Origin of the sequence: Bacteroides acidifaciens (genome assembly GCF_024623065.1) — a bacterium.
In the GTDB taxonomy this organism is placed as follows: Bacteria; Bacteroidota; Bacteroidia; order Bacteroidales; family Bacteroidaceae; genus Bacteroides; species Bacteroides acidifaciens.
The window spans coordinates 35,779-55,368 of sequence record NZ_JANJZR010000021.1 but is presented as its reverse complement, the minus strand read 5'-3'; the positions used below and the strand labels follow the sequence as shown (position 1 = coordinate 55,368).

Annotated in this window: 13 protein-coding genes and 2 pseudogenes; 5 read left to right on the top strand and 10 right to left on the bottom strand. The window is 44.1% G+C overall.

Features of this window, described 5'->3' with window-relative positions:
* Window positions 1-52 precede the first annotated feature (52 nt).
* From NSB03_RS08590 to NSB03_RS08560, 7 genes are all read right to left on the bottom strand, one after another.
* Window positions 53-2,143, bottom strand: a complete 2,091-nt coding sequence (locus tag NSB03_RS08590; RefSeq protein ID WP_135037517.1) for a DNA topoisomerase 3 — start codon at window positions 2,141-2,143, stop codon at window positions 53-55.
* A 224-nt stretch (window positions 2,144-2,367) separates the two neighbouring features.
* A complete protein-coding gene (locus tag NSB03_RS08585; protein WP_024987289.1) occupies window positions 2,368-3,927 on the bottom strand; it encodes an endonuclease/exonuclease/phosphatase family protein in 1,560 nt (519 codons plus the stop codon).
* Window positions 3,928-3,951: 24 nt separating this feature from the next.
* Window positions 3,952-5,709, bottom strand: coding sequence for a RagB/SusD family nutrient uptake outer membrane protein (locus tag NSB03_RS08580; protein WP_257466331.1), 1,758 nt, complete (start codon window positions 5,707-5,709; stop codon window positions 3,952-3,954).
* Window positions 5,710-5,729: 20 nt separating this feature from the next.
* Window positions 5,730-9,251, bottom strand: coding sequence for a SusC/RagA family TonB-linked outer membrane protein (locus NSB03_RS08575; RefSeq protein WP_257466330.1), 3,522 nt, complete (start codon window positions 9,249-9,251; stop codon window positions 5,730-5,732).
* A 176-nt stretch (window positions 9,252-9,427) separates the two neighbouring features.
* On the bottom strand, window positions 9,428-10,576 hold the full coding sequence (locus tag NSB03_RS08570) for a hypothetical protein (protein ID WP_024987288.1): 1,149 nt from the start codon (window positions 10,574-10,576) through the stop codon (window positions 9,428-9,430).
* A 32-nt stretch (window positions 10,577-10,608) separates the two neighbouring features.
* Entirely contained in the window at window positions 10,609-11,592 is a 984-nt protein-coding gene (locus NSB03_RS08565) for a FecR family protein (protein ID WP_024987287.1), read from the bottom strand.
* A gap of 118 nt (window positions 11,593-11,710) precedes the next feature.
* Window positions 11,711-12,331, bottom strand: coding sequence for an RNA polymerase sigma-70 factor (locus NSB03_RS08560; protein WP_024987286.1), 621 nt, complete (start codon window positions 12,329-12,331; stop codon window positions 11,711-11,713).
* Window positions 12,332-12,636: 305 nt separating this feature from the next.
* Between NSB03_RS08560 and NSB03_RS08555 the strand changes: the two genes are divergently transcribed.
* The 3 genes and pseudogenes from NSB03_RS08555 to NSB03_RS08550 all read left to right on the top strand — a co-directional run.
* The gene (locus tag NSB03_RS08555) at window positions 12,637-12,780 is read left to right on the top strand and encodes a hypothetical protein (protein WP_159102130.1); all 144 of its coding nucleotides are present in this window, start codon (window positions 12,637-12,639) and stop codon (window positions 12,778-12,780) included.
* 240 nt (window positions 12,781-13,020) lie between these two features.
* Window positions 13,021-13,104, top strand: a pseudogene (locus NSB03_RS20970) (Arm DNA-binding domain-containing protein); the annotation flags it as partial.
* Window positions 13,105-13,120: 16 nt separating this feature from the next.
* Window positions 13,121-13,324, top strand: a pseudogene (locus NSB03_RS08550) (hypothetical protein); the annotation flags it as partial.
* Window positions 13,325-13,376: 52 nt separating this feature from the next.
* Here NSB03_RS08550 and NSB03_RS08545 read toward each other — a convergent pair.
* A complete protein-coding gene (locus tag NSB03_RS08545; RefSeq protein WP_024987283.1) occupies window positions 13,377-13,724 on the bottom strand; it encodes a winged helix-turn-helix transcriptional regulator in 348 nt (115 codons plus the stop codon).
* A 158-nt stretch (window positions 13,725-13,882) separates the two neighbouring features.
* On the opposite strand from NSB03_RS08545, the gene NSB03_RS08540 reads away from it, so the two are divergent.
* Entirely contained in the window at window positions 13,883-14,269 is a 387-nt protein-coding gene (locus tag NSB03_RS08540) for a nuclear transport factor 2 family protein (protein WP_024987282.1), read from the top strand.
* Between the two features lie 5 nt (window positions 14,270-14,274).
* Window positions 14,275-14,829: a flavodoxin family protein gene (locus NSB03_RS08535; RefSeq protein WP_024987281.1), complete on the top strand. Its 555-nt coding sequence runs from the start codon at window positions 14,275-14,277 to the stop codon at window positions 14,827-14,829.
* Window positions 14,830-15,361: 532 nt separating this feature from the next.
* Here NSB03_RS08535 and scpA read toward each other — a convergent pair.
* Together scpA and mutA are read right to left on the bottom strand one after the other, a co-directional pair.
* The gene (gene scpA / locus NSB03_RS08530) at window positions 15,362-17,509 is read right to left on the bottom strand and encodes a methylmalonyl-CoA mutase (protein WP_024987280.1); all 2,148 of its coding nucleotides are present in this window, start codon (window positions 17,507-17,509) and stop codon (window positions 15,362-15,364) included.
* Window positions 17,510-17,551: 42 nt separating this feature from the next.
* Window positions 17,552-19,456, bottom strand: a complete 1,905-nt coding sequence (mutA, locus tag NSB03_RS08525) for a methylmalonyl-CoA mutase small subunit (RefSeq protein ID WP_024987279.1) — start codon at window positions 19,454-19,456, stop codon at window positions 17,552-17,554.
* Between the last annotated feature and the right edge of the window lie 134 nt (window positions 19,457-19,590).

The following is a 19,590-nucleotide window of genomic DNA, read 5'->3' as shown; positions in this document are numbered from 1 at the left end:
TTTCAATGACTTATATCAAACGTTTCAAAGTCGTGTCTGAATTCCGGTCCAGCTACTCAAAGTTCTTCCGGTAGGTACATCCGTTTCTCCATTCAGAGCATCCGTAGGCTGTTTTTCCTTTTATAATCGTCCCCTTGCCACAAACCGGACAAGGCTGCCCGACCAACGATTCCGATTGCGTTTTCTTTGTTTTCGGTGCACTTGCTGCTTTCCGTTCGCGTTTTTTAGGTTCCTTCTTCGCTTTCTCTTCGGCTTTGGCAGTTATTGCGTCTTGAATGGTAATACGACGGTTCGTATTGTCAGACAGCACACTCATCACAATTTCCGAAACCATTTGCTTCAGTTCTTCGAGAAACTGGCGGGCATCGTATGTCTTCTTTTCAATCTCACGGAGTTTCTTTTCCCAAATACCTGTCAGTTCTGCCGATTTCAAGAGCTCTTCATGAATCAGTTGCACCAATTCCACTCCTGTCGGTGTGGCAATCAGGTTCTTTCTCTCTTTGCGGATATAGTTTCGTTTGAACAAGGTTTCTATAATAGCGGCACGGGTAGACGGACGACCGATACCATTTTCCTTCAAAGCATCGCGAAGTTCGTCATTATCTACCAATTTTCCGGCTGTTTCCATTGCACGAAGCAAAGTCGCTTCTGTAAAAGGTCTTGGCGGCTGCGTCCATTTCTCATTCAAGTCGGGAATGTGAGGACCACTCTCCCCTTTCATAAAGGCAGGAAGCACATTCTCCTCTCCGTCTTCTTTTTCGTCGGCAGACTCTTTTACGTCTTTCGCAAATACAACGCGCCAGCCCGGCTCAATAATTTGTTTGCCGGTGACTTTAAATTCTATCTTATCCACTTCGCCCATCACAGTAGTGGTGGAAATCTTACAATCGGGATAAAACACTGCTATAAAACGGCGTGCTATCAAGTCATAGACACGACGTTCCATATCGGTAAGATTTTGAGCATAAACCCCGGTAGGGATAATAGCGTGGTGGTCCGTCACTTTAGAGTTATCAAATACCTTTTTCGATTTAGGTAACGTGGAACCGTTCAGCGGGGCAGTCAAAACTTCGTAGTCACGAAGTCCTTTCAGGATACCGGGACATTTCGGATAAATATCGTCACTCAGGAAAGTGGTATCGACACGCGGATAGGTAGCCACTTTCTTTTCGTAAAGAGACTGGATAAGTTTCAGCGTCTCATCGGCGGAATAGGCGAATTTCTTGTTGCACTCCACTTGAAGAGAAGTCAAGTCAAACAAGCGCGGGGCGTATTCCTTTCCGTCTTTCTTGCCGACACTGGTTACTACAAATGGCAAGTCTTTGATACGTTCTACCAAAGCTTCCCCTTCTTCACGATTGGCAATGGGGTCGATGCCCGGATTGTCTATTTTCTTTTTTCCACCGTTCTTCTCTTCTTCCGCAGCTATTTCTTCATCACTTTTGCGGATGAGGGCAGAGAAGGTAGTGTCGCGATAGTTTGTCTTCAACTCCCAATATTGCTTGGGTTGGAAATTGGCGATTTCCAACTGACGGTTGACAATCAATGCCAAAGTAGGCGTTTGCACACGACCGATAGAGAGCACCTGCTTGTTTTGACCGTACTTAATCGTATAAAGACGAGTAGCGTTCATTCCCAACAACCAGTCACCTATTGCACGAGAAAGTCCCGCCTCATACAACGACTGGAAATCAGACTGGTCTTTCAACTTGGAAAAACCTTCACGAATAGCTTCTTCCGTCAAAGAAGAAATCCACAGTCGCTTCACCGGACAGCGTGCTCCAGCCTTCTGCATCACCCAACGCTGAATCAATTCTCCTTCCTGACCGGCATCACCGCAATTGATAATCTCATCCGCATTCTGCATCAACTGCTCGATAATATGAAACTGTTTCTCAATACCCGGGTCATGCCCAATCAGTTTGATACCGAAACGCGGGGGAATCATCGGTAAGCTGCCCAAACTCCACGATTTCCAATTAGGCGTGTATTCATGGGGCTCTTTCAAAGTACATAGATGCCCGAATGTCCAGGTCACCTGGTATCCGTTTCCTTCGATATATCCTTCTTTTCTTGTATGAGCACCGAGTACTTCGGCTATATCACGTGCTACAGATGGTTTTTCGGCTATGCAAACTATCATTCTTTCTCCTCTTGTTTTTATACTAAACTACGTGCAAAGTTACACGAATATTTGTCTAAAAGAACAATATTCTGCAGAATATGTTACTCCTACCAAAGTAAAGCACTCATAATGAGGATACGAGCAAAATAACATCCCGTTTCTTCATTCTATCTGGAGTGAAAAAACGGGATTATTACATTTTAGTCAATTAGTATCCATATAATATTCCGCACCTAATCATTTTATTTCAAACCTGTGAAGTCACAGAAGAGAGGATAGTGTGAAGAAGCGGTCGCAACGTCGGCTCCGGTCAGATATTCCATCACGTCGGCTTGCGTCACAGTAACGCCATGGTCTTTCAAAGATACAATAAAGTCCAGACGACGCTGTTTTCCACCGTTTTCAGTCGACTTGTCCGCACTAAGAAGATTCCAGTCTTCCTTTACTTTCTTGAAGAAGTCGCTTTCCAAATTGCCTTCATTGAAATAGCCAGCCAAGAATGCCGGCTTGTTATAAGCGGACAACTTCGTATGCAATGTCTGAAGCGCCTCGATACGTTTAGCCATATCCGTATCAAAATTCGTACTGGCTACCACAAATTTCTCATATTCCACTACCATTGCCGCACGCATCTCACTCTTTCCCGGCATCTGATATCTGTCCACACTGATTGGTTCGTCTTTCGTCAATATACCTACGCCAAACTCCCCGCCCTTGTAATCAATCGCTTTAGCAAAATAATCATACATATTACTCTTTTGCGCCAATGTATTCAACTGGTCTATGCCGCTTGAGCGCTCCGTCTCCTTATCCAGTCCCTGCAAGCAGATAATATCGGAATTCATTTTATTTATAACAGCAGCGATGCGATCATAGTCAATAATTCCGTCCGTACCGGCACAGTTTTTCGTGAAGTAATTAGCTATGCGTAGATCTCCCGCAGCTTTCGGAAATTCTTCGAGTGCCGTCACCTTACGGAAATCACAATAAAGAGGATAATGGTCGGAAGCCATCGAAACGTTAACACCGTCCAGATTATACACGACATTCGATTTCACCACACTCGTTGCAGGACTCTTCAATGCCACAACAAAGTCGATGCGCTTGGTAGATTGCCCCGTAGGGAAAGTATTTTCCGTAGAACTAACTACATTCCATTCCTTTTTCAACTCCGTAAAAAATGCCCCGTTCATCAAGTCTTCATTAAAGTCGCCTGCCATATACACTACCTTTTTGTATTCTTTGGCAAGCTGTGTCAATAACTTCGCAGACTCTATTCTGTTATTTTCTTCCAGAGCCAGGTGCGTGGAGATGACTACATAGTTCTCAAATTCGGCTATGGCAGCAGAACGAAGTTCGGCACCGGGAAGCGGGTAAGTCCGCGTACTGACCGGTGTTCCTTTAAATAAAAGACCGTTTCCGTATTCACCTCCCTGATAGGTGATTGACTTGCTGAAATAGTGGTTCATTCCTGTTTTATCCGCCAAGGTTTTCAACTGGTCGACTTTATTACTGCGGGTAGTCATATAGTCCACTTCCTGCAAGCAAACAATATCAGGTTCCATCCCATTGATAATAGCTGCAGTTCTGTCATAATTAATCACATCATCGCTACCGGCGCAATGCCTTATGTTAAAAGTCAGTACTCTGAGATTATCCTCTCCTTTCGGGTAAGTATAAGAAACCTCCTGCTTACCATAGGGTATCATATTATCAAACTTGGAGTTGTCCATGTCATCGGCACAGGACAAGTTGGCAAACACTGCTGCCAGAAGACATATATAAGAAATCATATTTTTCATAAGAATTTATATTTCTGAATCTAATTAATTAAAGTTCAATCCGTCATTCCAACCGGGATTCTGTGTTACCACACCATTGGACAAAGTACGTTCGCTGATAGGAACAGGGTATAAATAATCTCTGTCTTCATTCCATTTTTTAGTAATGAGACTGTGACAAATGATATAACCACTCTCGTCGTTCGACAAGCGAATCTGTTCGCCAATCTCCAAATACAAAGGTACATTTCCGGCAGGTTTCGTTCCAACATAGAAACAGACATCATCCGTACCGTCCTGATCCAAATCGTAAGTGCCCGGACCGGGGATATAGATTCCCAGCAAGTCGTTCTCGAATAATTTCCCTTCTTTCCAACGCATGATGTCGTAATAGCGGAAACCTTCCATCGCCAGTTCGATAGTCCGTTCACGACGAATTTCAAGAATTACCCCCTGGTTGGCTCCTTTCACATTCGGATAACCTGTGGCAGCACTCATCAGGTACGGATCCGGTTTTGAATTAGCCAGTTCCATATCCAGATTCCCCATCCCTACCCTGTCTCTGAGTAACTTGATGGATTTATTAATATCCGCCTGCTTCAAAGTTCCCAATTCGGCTTTTGCTTCTGCAAAATTCAAGTACACCTCTGCCGTACGGAACAGTGGAATATCATTGCATGACTTATTATATTCATCATAATTAGCCGTCATCGAATATTTTATCAGGTGATACCCCGTCATTGTGTAGGCAAGGTTCGGAGCCTCTTTCTTTGTACTTCCTATTCTCGTATATCCGGGAGTACGGATAGTTTGTGCTAGTCGCGGGTCCCGATTCTGACATTCCTGGTCGAAAGTCATTGTTTCATAACCGGCTTTATCCGTGAAACGGCTTCCGTCCGCCATCAGATAAGAATTCACAATCTTCTTATTTAACCCCGGACGCCCCATCGTGGTGGCATTCTCATAATTCTGCACATTATGAAGCACGGAAAGAGAGGCTTCATAGTCGCGACCGAAAATGATTTCATCCGCTTGCAAATTCATGGAAGCGAATAAATCCCTATAAGGTGTGCTACCCGATTTATAGAGCGTATATCCGCTTTCATTCATAAATGTTTCGGATGCCGAGACACAAGCGTCCAAATATTTCTCATAATCCTCTAATCCATGATATTTACGGAAAGTCCCCTCGAACAGACAGACACGGGATTTCAGTGCCAAGGCTGTCCACCGGGTCAGTATATATGCATTTTTTGTTTTCGGAAGATGGGTAATCGCAAAATCCAGGTCGGCTAACATTTTCTGCATGACGAATTCCCGTGAATCCCGGGCTTTATATAAATCCGGGTCGTCCGAATCAAGTGCTTTGTCATACCAGGGAATGTCACCGTACCTCTTCACTTTCTCAAAATAGAAATAAGCTCTGAAAAAACGGGCGACACCATCATAGCGGTTACGGGCATTCACATCCGTGCAGTTGTGGGAATACTGTAAATAGAAATTAATATCCCGAAGTGCAGTAAAATTCCAGCCGTTACCCTCGTCGGGGATGATACGCTGCCCGGACATTTCGAGCATCAAATCGGACTTGACAATTAAATCGGATGATTCGGAATAGATATCGGCGGCAGCCGGAATCAAGTTATTATAAAACTGGTTCGTAAACAACCGCAACTCATCCTCAGTCTTGAAATATACATCCGGATAGAGACGGTCTTTGGGCGTCTTATCCAACCAATCGTCGCAAGAAACGAAAGATACCGCCAATGCGAGCAACCAAGATACTATATAAACAGATTTCATAATTCAGAATATTATTTAGTTTAAAAAGTTACGTTCACTCCGAAAGAATAGGTTTTCGACCAAGGATACAGTTTAGCGTTACCATTCGCAGATTTAATAGAGTTCTCCGCCGAAGCTTGTTCCGGGTCAATGTAATCGCTCTTTAGCGGAGAGAAGGTAAACAGGTTCTCGCCACTGAAATAGATATGCAGGCGTTCTATCTTCACTTTCTTTGTCCATACGGCGGGAATCGTATAGCCTACTGTTATATTCTTCACCCTGCAATAAGCCAGGTTCTGCAAATAACGGTCGTTCACCACTCCCAAGGAACGGTTGTTGCCCAAAGCAAGATAACCTATCGGACGCGGGAAATAAGCATCCGGATTTTCCGGGCTCCACACATTACTCAAGAAATCACGGGGAATGAATGATGAATACGGACGTGCATACGGTCCCCAGAAGAATACGGAATTCGTGCCCGGATACCAATCCTGATGCCCTACCCCCTGAAGATAGATGGAGAAGTCGAAGCCGTACCAGTCGAAACCACCTTGAATGCTATATGTATAGCGCGGCAATGAGTTTCCGATTATTTTCCGGTCGCCGGGGTCATCCGCCGTATTCGAACCGGAAGAAATTTTATGGTCGCCGTCCAAATCGATGAATTTCACGTCACCGGCATGAAGTCCCGGATTCACTTGTGCCGTGTTGATGACGAAGTTCACAGCTGACTGATCGATATTATAGCTTGCCGCTTCTTCATCTGTTCTGAAAAGTCCGTCTACCACATATCCCCAAATATCACCCAGTTTCTGACCGACATAATAATCACTCAATATCTTGGACGGATTATCGAATTTTGTTATTTCCGATGTGTTGTCTGCCAGACCTACGGACAGGTTATAGCGGAAAGGCTTGTTTGCCAGTTTGAAGGCATCGTTCCAGGTCAACATCAATTCCCAGCCTTTAGTACGCAGATTGGCTGCATTTTGCTTGGGCTCATTAGCCCCATAAGCACCGGGCAATTTCTTGCCGGAAGTTTGCATCCCTTTGGTATCTCTGATATAGGCATCGGCAGTCAGATTCAAACGGTTATTGAAGAAACCGAGATCCAGTCCCACATTCCAGGTTGAGACAGTTTCCCAAGTCAAGTCTGCAGAGTTCGGGTCGGAAACACTGGCATAGGAACCTTTCTTCTGGTCGCCAAAGATATAGTTCATGGTGCCGTTGGTGTTAATGGTCTGGATATAATCATAATATCCTACCTGCTGGTTTCCCAACGAACCGTACGACAGACGCAATTTCACATTATCAATATTCTTCTTCAAGTTTCCGAAAAACGGTTCTTCACTGATTCTCCATCCTACGGAAGCCGAGGGGAAGAAACCGAATCGGTGTCCGCTTCTAAATCGGGAACTTCCGTCATAACGCCCGCTCGTCTCGAATAAGTAACGACCACCCTTGTAGGAGTAATTAAGACGATAAAATGCTCCTAAAAGTGCGTATTCATTCTGTCCGCCGGACATAGTCATCGCATCTCCTACTGCCAGGTTCAAGTCATTCAGGTCATCGGAAAGCAAGCCTTGGCGGGAGACTTTAATGTCTTTCAAACGTTTGGTTTCATAGTTATAACCAGCCATAATCTTGAATTGGTGGTCGGCAATATCCAACATGTAGTCACCATAAACATTGAAAGCCTGGTACCAATGATTGGTTTGTGTTTCTTTCAACTGGTTCACGCCGTTTCCGGTAGTCAGATAAGATATTTCACCCGGATATTTGGAATAGGGCACATTCACCGTCCTGTTCATGGTTTGGTAGTTGTAATGCAGGTAACTGTAATTGGCACGGACATTCAGGTTCTTCATCACGTTGAAGCTTGCCTCAAAAGTGGTGGAGAACTCATAGCGTTGGTCTTCATTCTTATGCTTGCCATAAGCAAGGATAGCACCCATTCCATCCAAAACAGCGGAATTACTCAATGAAGTCAGATACACGGCACTACCGTCTGGATTGACAGGAACGAAGCTGGCCAACGCATGATTCACTGCGGTATTGAAGTTGTTATTGATACCCGATAATCCCGGATAAGAGTAACTATTGTAATGGTACTTCGTATTATTGCTGATAGTCAGTCTGGGGGTTATTTTAGCCGAGATTTTGCTTCTGAAGTTATACACCTTATACTTGTCCGGGTTCTGCCTGAAAATACCAGTCTGGTCGACTGTATTTCCTGACAAGTAATAGTTCAGTTTGTCATTTCCCCCGCTGACACTGATATTATGTTCCCACATCGGCCTGTTTTTACGATAGAGATAATTATACCAGTCAAAGTTACCGTAATAGACGTATGTGTCTCTTCCGTCGCGTTGGTCGGTCACTACCCAGGGACGTTCCGGATTCTCCGTTTTATCATTCCGGCGCAGCCAAAGCTGGCGGTAGTCTTCTTCTGTGTAGTTAGTATAAGGCTTTCCATTATAGTTGGTATAAAACAAGTCATTGATACCTGCCGAATAATAGCCTCTGGTTTCAAAATCGGTAGAAGTCGTCTGATTGCTCCATGAATATCTTCCATCATACGATACGGTAGTCTTACGGGCAGAACCTTCTTTAGTAGTCACAAGGATAACACCATAAGAGGCACGCGCACCGTAAATGGCAGCCGAAGAAGCATCTTTCAGCACTGAAATGGATGCGATATCATTCGGGTTCAAGCGGTCGATGTCTCCCTCTATACCGTCAATCAGAACCAGCGGCGACGCGTTGCCGCTAATAGAATTGACACCACGGATATTGATGGTTGCCGAAGCCCCCGGATAACCTGAACCGAAGGTTACATTCATATTAGGTACTGTTCCTTGCAGCATCTGCGAAGCTCTCGGTACAGGCCTGTCTTCCATCGTTTTACTATCTACTACAGCAACAGCCCCCGTCAGGTTGATTTTCTTTTGAGTGCCATAACCAATGACTACCACTTCTTCCAACGTCGCTGTATCCTCACGGAGCATCACTCTCGAAGATTTCTGCAACTCGGGGACTTTGATTTCCTTCTTCTCAAATCCGATATAGGACACTACTACTACCGCATTGACCGGAACGGACGACAATGTAAATTCACCATCCAAATTCGTAATCGTTCCCATAGACTGTCCTACCACCTGTACACTGGCACCGATTACCGGCTCACCATTCACATCGACTACTTTCCCCGTAACCCGGTGTAAAGACTGTGACGGGGCGGCAGCGATATTTCGTACCGTCTTCTTCGTGATGATAATCATCCGGTTTTGCAGCTTGTACTCTACATCTTTATCCAAAACAGCGGCAAGCACATTGTTAACGGTTGCCTGTTGAAAGGAAGCCGTTATTCTCTTGTTTTCGTTAACCTCGTCCGTTTTATAGATAATGGAGTACTTTGTCTGCCGCTCAACTTCTTTCAATACCGCCTTTAGCGGCTCATTTTTAAAGACCTTCGTTACCGTCTGCGCCCCAAGTGACTGGACGCCCATACATAACAGAATCAGGAGAAACAGCCTAAAAAATGAGTTTCTTCGGTCATTCATAATTTTATCAATTAAGTTGTTACAATTTAAAGTGATTTATATTTAAGGATATATATATTCGATTGTAGTGTTTCTCAGAACCGCTTCTATAAGATAAAACAACTCATCATCCATCTGCCCAACCCCTATAAATACAAAAAAGCAGAAATAATCTGCTTTTTTGTATCGACCGGTGCTCATTTCTCAGCCCACTGGAATACCGGGTAACCGTCCGTTCCTTTTTTCCAAAGATTCGGATTCCAAGCTACGATAATATTTCCCAGTTCATCGACAGTCTTTGCAACTCCGTGAAATGTCGTTCCTGTGGCTGATGATTCATCTGACGCGGTAATCGTACCTCCGTTCACTTTCAGTATGATGCTTTCACAAGCATAACAGTTCTCATAGCTGCCCAAAGAAGCAGAGACACCGACAATACGCCCTACGGTTGACGAAGCATCTGTTCCGGTCAGATTACTCCACGCTACACAGTTCTTGATAGCAATATCACAATTCTTGTCGATTTGTCCCAAAATACCGCCTATGCCCCCTTTGGTTGCACTGACTGCTCCGTGTGCATAGCAATTCTCAATAAAGCCACCCACACCAACTTTCCGTCCGGCAATACCACCTGCTTTTCCGCCGCTTGCCGCTTGGTCGTTGACGGTTGCACTTGAATAACAGTTCTTTATATAACTTTCCTGTCCATCATAGCTATTTGCCAATACGCCGGCTATTCCACCTGCCGCACCTGAACCTGTCACTTCCCCGGTCGTAAAGCAATTCACAATTCTTCCCGTCTTACTGCCATTTCCCTTGTCTTTAAGTCCGAGATAACCGGTGATAATTCCAATGCCTTGCCGAGTAGACGATACAGAAGCGTTAACAAAGCCTACATTACGACAATCACCGCACAATACTCCGAAGAAACTCGGATAATCACCGGCAGAGCATTTAAAGTTTTTAATGACATGGCTGTCTCCGTCAAAATCTATCTCATAAGGAAAATCCCCTGAGCCATTCAGCGATTGCCAGTCATCAATACCTGCCATATCAATGTCAGCACCCAATTGGAAATAAACTTTTATTCCCGATTTCAGCACACTGCGCATATTCTTAATCTGCGTCCCATTCATAATCACATAAGGTTTGCTGTCCGTTCCGTTTCCTTTCTCGAACAAACCGCCGGCACCGTCTCCGTCACTATCATTATTTCCGTCATCCGTTTCCGTCTTTTCAAATGGAACACGAGTATAAGAATCTAAAGGATTAGGGTCAGAACACGAGATTGCAACAGATGCCATCATCAACAGCATCCCAAATCTGCCTATTTGAGTAATATTCATACTTGATTTCTTTACAATTAAACATTGAGTTCTTATCTTATATATATATCCTTTTCCTTATATTCTACTTTGATAGGTATGATTTCTTTAAGTGCGTCCATTACATCCACGATTGTCTCTTTATTGCGTAATGAAACACGGAACTTCATGTCGCCTAACTTCTCCGACCCCAACTGAATACGCACATCGTACTGACGGGAAAGTTTCTTCACCATCTCTCCTAATGTGATGTCATCATATTCGATTCTGTCTTCCGCCCATGCCATCGCCTGCCATGCATTGACTTTCTTTCCCTTCAACTGCCCTGTCTGCAAATCCAAAGAAATGGATTCTCCCGGCGACATCTGTATTTGTTCTTCCTTATAATTCAACTCTACCACTCCTTCTTGCAAGGTAGTCGTTATATAAGAATCATCCGGGTAAGCGGATACATTGAACTTTGTACCTTTCACCACCACATCATATTCCTGTGTTTTTACCATAAATTTCTTTCCATTCTGCCTGGTTACTTCAAAATATCCCTCTCCTTCCAGTTCCACAACCCGGTCGGCGGTATTGAAATGATTCGAATATCTCAATACGGAACCTGAATTCAGCCATACGATAGTACCATCCGAGAGCTGTACTTTACTTTTATCCCCCAACGGAGCCTCGCAGACAAAGAAGGTTTTCGGTGCAAACAGGTAAACAGCCTGCCGGATACCCAGTGTAGTACCGACAATCAACGCTACCACAGCAGCGATACGGGCTATCTTCCATATATTCAGTTTCGGTTTCTTCAATAATGGGACAATAGCTTCCTGCGTGTATATCTTATGCTTCAATGCTTCCCATTCGGCATTGGTCTGCGAATCGGGCACCCGGTTGTTCATCCATTCTTTCTCCCACTGACGGAATCTGCCATAGCCGTCTTCCGCCTGTTCGAGACTTTCAAACAGGGTTCTTTCGTCAGCTCTTGATATACGTCCTTCAAAGTACTGAATAGCCAATGCTCGGATATTTTCTTCTTGCTTCATTATATTCACTTTCTATAAGATGTAACAACCCATATTTCATTTACCCAACCCCCGAAACAAAAAAAGCAGAAAAAACTTTCCTGCTTCTTATTCTTTATATGCTCAAAGAACGTCTTAATCACTTATGCTCCATCATCAGCCACACCAATATCACTATATATAGGTCTACCGGATAATGTTCGCTGAAATGCCGGGAAAAATACTGCAAAGCTCTTGCAATATGTTTTTCGACCGCCGTAGTGGATATTTGTAGTTTTTCCGCGATTTCCCTGTTCTTCAATCCTCTGAAACGACTTAACAAAAAAATCTCACGCGATCTGTCCGGCAACTGATTGAGCACAAGAGCAATCTGTTCCTGCAATTCATTGTATAATAATTTATGTTCCGCATCCTGCATAAAGTCTGCGTAGTAGAGCCTTTCCTCTCCGTCCAGCTTTGCCAGATATTCCACCCGGTACTTTTCAACAATCGAGCGATGTTTCAAATAATTCAGGCATCCGTTACGGACCATAGAAAAAAGAAGAGAAGTGAGTGAAAGAGCAGATAACATTTCGCGACGTTCCCAAAATCGTAAGAAACACTCCTGAATAATATCGCGAACTGTTTCTTCATCTTCAATAAAACGAATAGCATACCCTCGCAAACGAGGATAATAACTCTTGAACAGAAACTCAAAAGCCGCATTATTACCTCTTTTCAGTTCTCCCAATAATTGTTTATCATTCATGAAATCTACCATAGTTTAGAATTTTACGCGCAAAGGTACGGTCCAATAGTTAACAAAGTGATGACAATATTATGAATATTTTTTCAATTAATCAAATTTGAGGTACTTTTTATACATGGCTCTTTCATTTAGGATTTCGTTGCTCATTCAAAAATGTTGTTATTTTATAGGGAGTGCTTCCTAGGGTGGTTAGGGTGCTTTTTTGCTTCCACTGTTCATAATTCATGAAATGGGGCGGCAATATAACGATTATAGCATATGAATCCGAAACGGTTAAGAAGACATCTGGCGTACAGACCTCTGAAAAGCGTCTGTATGTGAGTAGTCTGCTAACGGGCACTCCGGCGTTGGGTTCATTGGTGCGCAACCACTGGTTGATAGAAAGCATGCACTGGCCGTTGGATTTCAATGCTGCAAGACAGGATAAAACGCAAGTCGGCAAAAGCCGCCCGCAATCCTGACTCCATACAGAGAAGAGTCCATTCGGTATTCTCAATATGTAAAGGCCTCCGCAAAAAAGCGGTCTGACAAAAGAAAGGCATGACTGAACTGATGAGATATGTATCAATGAGCTTTACCCGACTTTTGAGTTTCCTACACCAAAAATAATGAAAATTTAGATTTGGTAAAAGAATAACTTTCTGACATACAGCAATAAAAAATACCTGATTTGCGATGAAGCGGAGAAGGTAAAAGTCAGGAAGGACAGGAAGTACATCAACCTCACCCTTGACAACATCAAGACGCAAATCATCAAGCACTACCAGAAACTTTCCGATCGTGAGGTCGCCCGAAAAAAGAAAACGGCAGGACATGGAAGTGCATTTCCGACACAAGGGGCAGACGAATGAGATACAGGCCGTTATATTCACCAAGAACGACTACCGTTTCAACGGTTCCAAGCAAAGCAGTTCATCTTGCGATACCGCTGATGCGGAAACCAGTCAGGCAATGGCGGACATACTTCACAGGAAGAAGAAACGCAAACGGAGAATGAAATTGTAACAGCCGCAGCTTCACAGTCCGATGAATTAACACAGTTCGGCTGTAGATTTCATTACTGACCATATTTTCTAACGAATAAATCCCGATTTGCTTCTCCCCATGTAATCATGGCATCAAGAATTGGCAATAGCGATTGCCCGAGTTCTGTAATGGAGTATTCTGAACGTGGTGGAAGTTCAGGATAAATGGTTTTAACAACAAGACCATCATCCACCAGTTCTTTCAGTTGTAAATCGAGTACGCGCGGTGTAGCTTCAGGTAGAGCCTTGTGCAATTCACTCGGACGCATTGCAACATTGCGGAGTTCATCCAATATGCAAGACTTCCACTTAGAATCTATCAGGCTCATAGTTAGCCGGAGTGGACAGCTTAAATCGACAGGTATTTTTCTTTCGTACATTTTTTCTTTTCGCTATTACAAATGCAAAGGTAAACATAATCTCTCACAATAGAGATATACTGAAAAATAATTCAGTATATGAATAATTTTTCGGTACTTGCCTGTACCAGCATTACCCCGTAACTTTGCAGACGATTAATAAAAATAATAAAAACATTATGAGAGACTCTATTAAAGAATATGAAGCAGTACAAGAAGCTGCTATGAAGTTTGTGAAGAGTGTGGCTGAAGGTGATAGTAAATATGCACGCGAGTTATTTACCGATGATGCTGTGCTATTCGGCTTTCTTGACGGAGAACTGGAACACGGCTCTATCGAACAATTCTACCACAACGTGGACACTGTCAGTGGAGGTGAAGCATTTAAGGCACGCATTGATGTGGTGGCGGTGGAAGAAACACTGGCGGTTGTTCGTGTTCTTGAAGAGGGTTGGGGAGCTCGTATTGATTTCACGGACTATCTGCTTCTGCTGAAAATTGGCAGTGAATGGAAATGTGTAGCCAAAGCCTATAATCAAAACTCAAATACAATACAAAAGAAATAGAAACAATGAGCAAAAGAATTGTCATATTAAACGGAAGTCCACGTATGAAAGGCAATACGGCTGAACTGGTGGAAGCCTTCAAGCAAGGTGCGGAAGAAGCTGGACATACGGTGGAAGTTTTCAATCTGCAACGGATGGACATTCGTCCTTGTTTGGGATGTCTGGGTGGTGGACGCGATTCAAAAAGCCCTTGTCTACAGAAGGATGATATGGCGAAAATTTATCCGCATTATGAAACGGCAGATGTATTGGTTCTAGCCTCGCCAATGTATTACTGGAGTATCACCGCACAGTTGAAAACCGTCATTGACCGTTTGTTTGCCGTGACGGAAAAAAGTCCGGAGTATCATACGCCTATGCAACATTGCGTCTTACTCATGGCAGCAGAAGGCGACACACCGGACAACTTCGAGCCTGTGGAGCATTACTACCATGCTTTACTTCGTCACCTCGGCTGGGAAAACTTAGGCGAAGTATATGCTGGCGGCGTTATGCAGATTGGCGATATTACCGAACATCCTTCGTTAGAAAAAGCATATTCATTAGGTAAAAACATCTGAAACCGTGAAAGTATTACTGATACAGCCCTCACAAAGATGGATGTACTTTTACAGCATTAGCTGAGGGCGTCCGTATTCTGTATAAGCATGATATTGAAACTGAGATGCTGTATCTTGACAACAAGCCTGTTGCCGGATGTATGACCTACGAAAAAGTATAAGCAGACTTACAGAAACGGGGAGCGGAAATAACCGCCATGCGCAAAAGGTCTTTTATTATGCCGGGCTAATGCAGAAAGATTGCGATAGGGATAAAACAGAAATGTATAAAAAGCATGAAACGTTTTGAACAGAACGTAAAAATAAACACGGTGCCAATTCGTTACCTCTATTTATCCCCTCTTTCAAACCTCTATAAATAAAGAGATTATAAACGTCTTCCAAAATTAAGAAAAATCTCCCACTAACCATACGAAGAGAAATAAGAATTTGTGAAAGTATTGAACAGGTTCTTATAAAAAAGAAGTGATTGTCCTTCACTGCAAAAAGACAATCACTTCATGAGTATTCTAAGTCAATATGCCGACTGTAATTATTCTTCTCCCATCAGAATTTCCAAAATCTGGCAAGCGGCTTTCGCTACCGGAGTACCCGGACCGAAAATAGCAGCTACACCTGCCTTATACAGGAAGTCATAATCCTGCGCAGGGATAACACCACCAGCGATTACTACGATATCTTCACGTCCTAACTTCTTCAACTCTTCGATAATCTGCGGAACCAGTGTCTTGTGTCCGGCAGCCAGTGAAGAAACACCTACTACGTGAACGTCGTTTTCTACCGCTTCGCGAGCTGCTTCCGCAGGAGTCTGGAACAACGGTCCCATGTCCACGTCGAAACCACAGTCTGCATAGCCGGTTGCTACTACTTTGGCGCCACGGTCGTGACCGTCCTGTCCCATTTTGGCAATCATGATACGAGGTTGACGTCCCTCTTCCTTTGCAAACTTCTCGGCGAGTTCGCAAGCTCGCTTGAAGTCGCTATCGTTTTTACTTTCTGATGAATACACGCCTGATATAGTTCTGATTATTGCTTTATAACGTCCCACTTCCTGTTCGCAAGCATAAGAGATTTCACCTAATGTAGCACGAACGCGGGCTGCCTCGACTGCCAGTTCGAGCAAGTTACCTTTGCCGGTCTTTACACATTCGGTAATCGCAGCCAATGCCTTGTCCACTTCAGCCTGGTTGCGGCCTTCTTTCAAACGTTTCAGGTTCTCAATCTGTTCGAGGCGAACGGCAGTATTATCAATTTCAAGAATATCAATCGGAGCTTCTTTTTCCAAACGATACTTGTTCACACCCACAATGGTCTGCTGACCGCTGTCGATACGAGCCTGTGTACGTGCAGCAGCTTCTTCGATACGCATTTTAGGAATACCTGTTTCGATAGCTTTCGCCATACCACCCAGTTTTTCGATTTCCTGAATATGTTCCCAAGCCTTGTGTGCCAGTTCGTTCGTCAAAGACTCTACATAATAAGAGCCGCCCCATGGGTCAACGTTCTTGCAGATGTAAGTTTCTTCCTGAATATAAATCTGTGTGTTACGTGCGATACGTGCGGAGAAATCTGTCGGAAGAGCGATAGCCTCATCCAATGCATTGGTATGCAAAGATTGGGTATGTCCCAAAGCTGCAGCCATAGCCTCAATACAGGTACGTCCTACGTTGTTGAACGGGTCTTGTTCGGTCAGTGACCAACCGGAAGTCTGCGAGTGAGTACGCAAGGCCAGTGATTTGGGGTTCTTCGGATTAAACTGTTTCACAATCTTCGCCCACAGCATACGTGCGGCACGCATCTTGGCAATTTCCATAAAGTGGTTTGTACCGATTGCCCAAAAGAAAGACAGACGCGGAGCAAACGCATCAATGTCGATGCCTGCGGCAGTTCCGGCGCGAAGATATTCCAAACCGTCGGCCAATGTATAAGCCAACTCGATATCTGCAGTAGCACCAGCTTCCTGCATGTGATAACCGGAGATAGAAATAGAGTTGAACTTCGGCATCTTCTGTGAAGTATATTCGAAGATATCAGAAATAATCTTCATAGAGAATGCAGGCGGATAAATATAGGTGTTACGCACCATGAATTCTTTCAGAATATCGTTTTGGATTGTACCTGCCATTTCTTCCAGTTTGGCACCTTGCTCCAGTCCGGCGTTGATATAGAAAGCCATTACGGGAAGCACCGCACCGTTCATGGTCATGGATACGGACATCTTGCTCAAAGGAATACCATCGAACAGGACTTTCATATTTTCCAACGAACAGATAGACACGCCCGCCTTACCTACGTCGCCCACTACACGCTCGTGGTCGGGGTCGTAACCGCGGTGGGTAGCCAAGTCGAATGCTACCGACAGACCTTTCTGACCGGAAGCCAGGTTACGGCGATAGAAAGCATTTGATTCTTCGGCAGTAGAGAATCCGGCATACTGACGGATAGTCCAGGGACGAAGGGTGTACATTACTGAATACGGACCACGCAGATACGGAGGAAGTCCGGCTGCATAGCCGAGATGTTCCATCCCTTCGAGGTCTTCTTTTGTATAAACAGGCTTCACTTCAATGTGTTCCGGCGTCTTCCAGTCGGCAGAGATACCGTTAGCCTTTTGCCATTCAGCACCGTTGACAGGCTGAAATGCGGCATATATATCGATGTTTTTAAAATCTTTTCTCATCTTGTTATTTACGATTTAACGATTTACAATTTACGATTGAAGTTACTTCTTCAACAACTTGGCGTTAAACTCTTTCAAGGTATCCAGTACGTTGACACGGACATGGATGAAGTTTTCGATACCTGCTGCTTTCAATTCGTCCATACAAGCAGGAGCACCGGCAACGATAAACATGGCGCGACCATCCAAAGCCTTGAAGGCAGGAATTGCATATTCCGCATATTCATCATCGCTCGAACAGATTACAACAATGTCGGCTTTGGCAGCCACAGCCGCTTCCACACCGGCTTCCACCGTTTCAAATCCGAGGTTATCAACCACTTCATAACCGGCACAAGCCAGGAAGTTGCAGGAATATTGCGCACGTGCCTGACGCATCGCCAGATTACCAATTGTCAACATGAACGCTTTCGGACGTTTGCCGGACGCTTCCGTTTCGAGACGCAATGCTTCAAACTCACTCGCAGCACGGTCGAATACCAATGTATCCACATCTTTTTCGCACGTATGGTCTTTTCCTCCGCAACAGCATTTTGCTTCGGCCGGTTGTTTGCCATCGGATTTCTCGTTGAAGTTGGGGAACTGATTGGTACCCAACAATACTTCACGGCGCTGAGCAACCGCTTTGTGACGCGCTTTGTTGCTTTCGTTGACAGCAGTCTGAACTGTTCCGGCTTTCAATGCTGCATAGAAACCTCCGGCTTCTTCGACCGACAAGAACAGGTTCCATGCTTGCTGGGCGATAGATACCGTAAGGTTTTCAATATAATAAGAGCCGGCAGCCGGGTCGATTACTTTATCAAAATGAGACTCTTCCTTCAACAGCAGTTGTTGGTTGCGTGCCAGACGTTCGGAGAATTCATCCGGAGTCTCGTATGTCTTGTCGAACGGAGTGACAGTCATTGAATCCACACCGCCCAATGCGGCACTCATCGCTTCAGTTTGTGTACGGAGCAGGTTTACGTGTGCATCAAACAAAGTAAGATTGAAAGTAGAAGTTTCGGCATGAACCGCCATTTTTGCCGCGCAACGACATTCGCCATTAGCACCTTTGTTATCACAGTCGCGCAGGCATTCAGGATTGTAAGAAGCAACGATATTCGCCCACAATAGACGTGCGGCACGGAATTTAGCTATTTCAAGGAAATAGTTGGAACTGATACCAAAATTGAATTTGATTTTCTTGGCCACTATGGCAGCAGGAACACCGGCATCGGTCAGTTGGCTCATGTATTCATTACCCCAAGCCAATGCATAACCTAATTCCTGAGAAATATAAGCTCCGGCATTGTTCAGCGATAATGCGTTCACATTCAGCACGCGGTAGAAAGGAAGCGGTTGGATAGCTTCAATCAGTGCTTTGGCAGTCTGTACCATATCCCCCTTTTCCTTGCCGCGGGTCAGCATCTTGTTGAAGAAATCATAGTTGATGGAGCCTTTCAACTTCTTCACATCATAATCCTTCTTCTGAAAATAAGCTACCAGCAGATTAGCCAGTTCTACAACGTGTCCCTGACAAGTAGAGAAGTTCAGTTCAACACACTCAGCCTGAATATCATTCAACAGAGTCTCAAGATATTCCGCATTGAGTTCTTTTGCCTTTACATGGAAAGAAAGTGAATCTACACCTTTGTTCAGGATATCCAGTGCTTTCGCATTGGCGTCTTTGGGGCATTCCACTCTGATTTCCTGGCGAACCAGCCACTCATTGTTATCTTTTTTAGTTCCTCTCAGATACGGGAATTCTCCGGGAAGCGCATCAGTAGTTTTTAAACCTTCCAAATCTTCCATCCGGTAGAAAGGTTTCACTTTGAACCCTTCGTTTGTCTTCCAAACGAGCTTCTTCTCAAAATCAGCACCTTTCAAGTCGGCTGTAACTTTCTCCATCCATTGTTCGGTGGAGACAGGAGAAAAGTCTGAGAAGAGTTTTTCTTTTTTGTCTGCCATAGTTTATCTAAAATTAAAACAAGAATTAATATTGTCTTTATTTTTATCTGTCTCTTTCCAAATGTCTGTTGTTCGATTTGCAAATATAATTAATAAGTTCAAACAAAACTTCTTTTTATAGAAAATTCGCACAC

Bases quoted from the DNA above. Each gene is read 5' to 3' on its own strand.
- NSB03_RS08590 (WP_135037517.1), bottom strand. From the start codon at position 2,143: ATGATAGTTTGCATAGCCGAAAAACCATCTGTAGCACGTGATATAGCC.
- NSB03_RS08585 (WP_024987289.1), bottom strand. From the start codon at position 3,927: ATGAAAAATATGATTTCTTATATATGTCTTCTGGCAGCAGTGTTTGCC.
- NSB03_RS08580 (WP_257466331.1), bottom strand. From the start codon at position 5,709: ATGAAATCTGTTTATATAGTATCTTGGTTGCTCGCATTGGCGGTATCT.
- NSB03_RS08575 (WP_257466330.1), bottom strand. From the start codon at position 9,251: ATGAATGACCGAAGAAACTCATTTTTTAGGCTGTTTCTCCTGATTCTG.
- NSB03_RS08570 (WP_024987288.1), bottom strand. From the start codon at position 10,576: ATGAATATTACTCAAATAGGCAGATTTGGGATGCTGTTGATGATGGCA.
- NSB03_RS08565 (WP_024987287.1), bottom strand. From the start codon at position 11,592: ATGAAGCAAGAAGAAAATATCCGAGCATTGGCTATTCAGTACTTTGAA.
- NSB03_RS08560 (WP_024987286.1), bottom strand. From the start codon at position 12,331: ATGGTAGATTTCATGAATGATAAACAATTATTGGGAGAACTGAAAAGA.
- NSB03_RS08545 (WP_024987283.1), bottom strand. From the start codon at position 13,724: ATGTACGAAAGAAAAATACCTGTCGATTTAAGCTGTCCACTCCGGCTA.
- NSB03_RS08540 (WP_024987282.1), top strand. From the start codon at position 13,883: ATGAGAGACTCTATTAAAGAATATGAAGCAGTACAAGAAGCTGCTATG.
- NSB03_RS08535 (WP_024987281.1), top strand. From the start codon at position 14,275: ATGAGCAAAAGAATTGTCATATTAAACGGAAGTCCACGTATGAAAGGC.
- scpA (WP_024987280.1), bottom strand. From the start codon at position 17,509: ATGAGAAAAGATTTTAAAAACATCGATATATATGCCGCATTTCAGCCT.
- mutA (WP_024987279.1), bottom strand. From the start codon at position 19,456: ATGGCAGACAAAAAAGAAAAACTCTTCTCAGACTTTTCTCCTGTCTCC.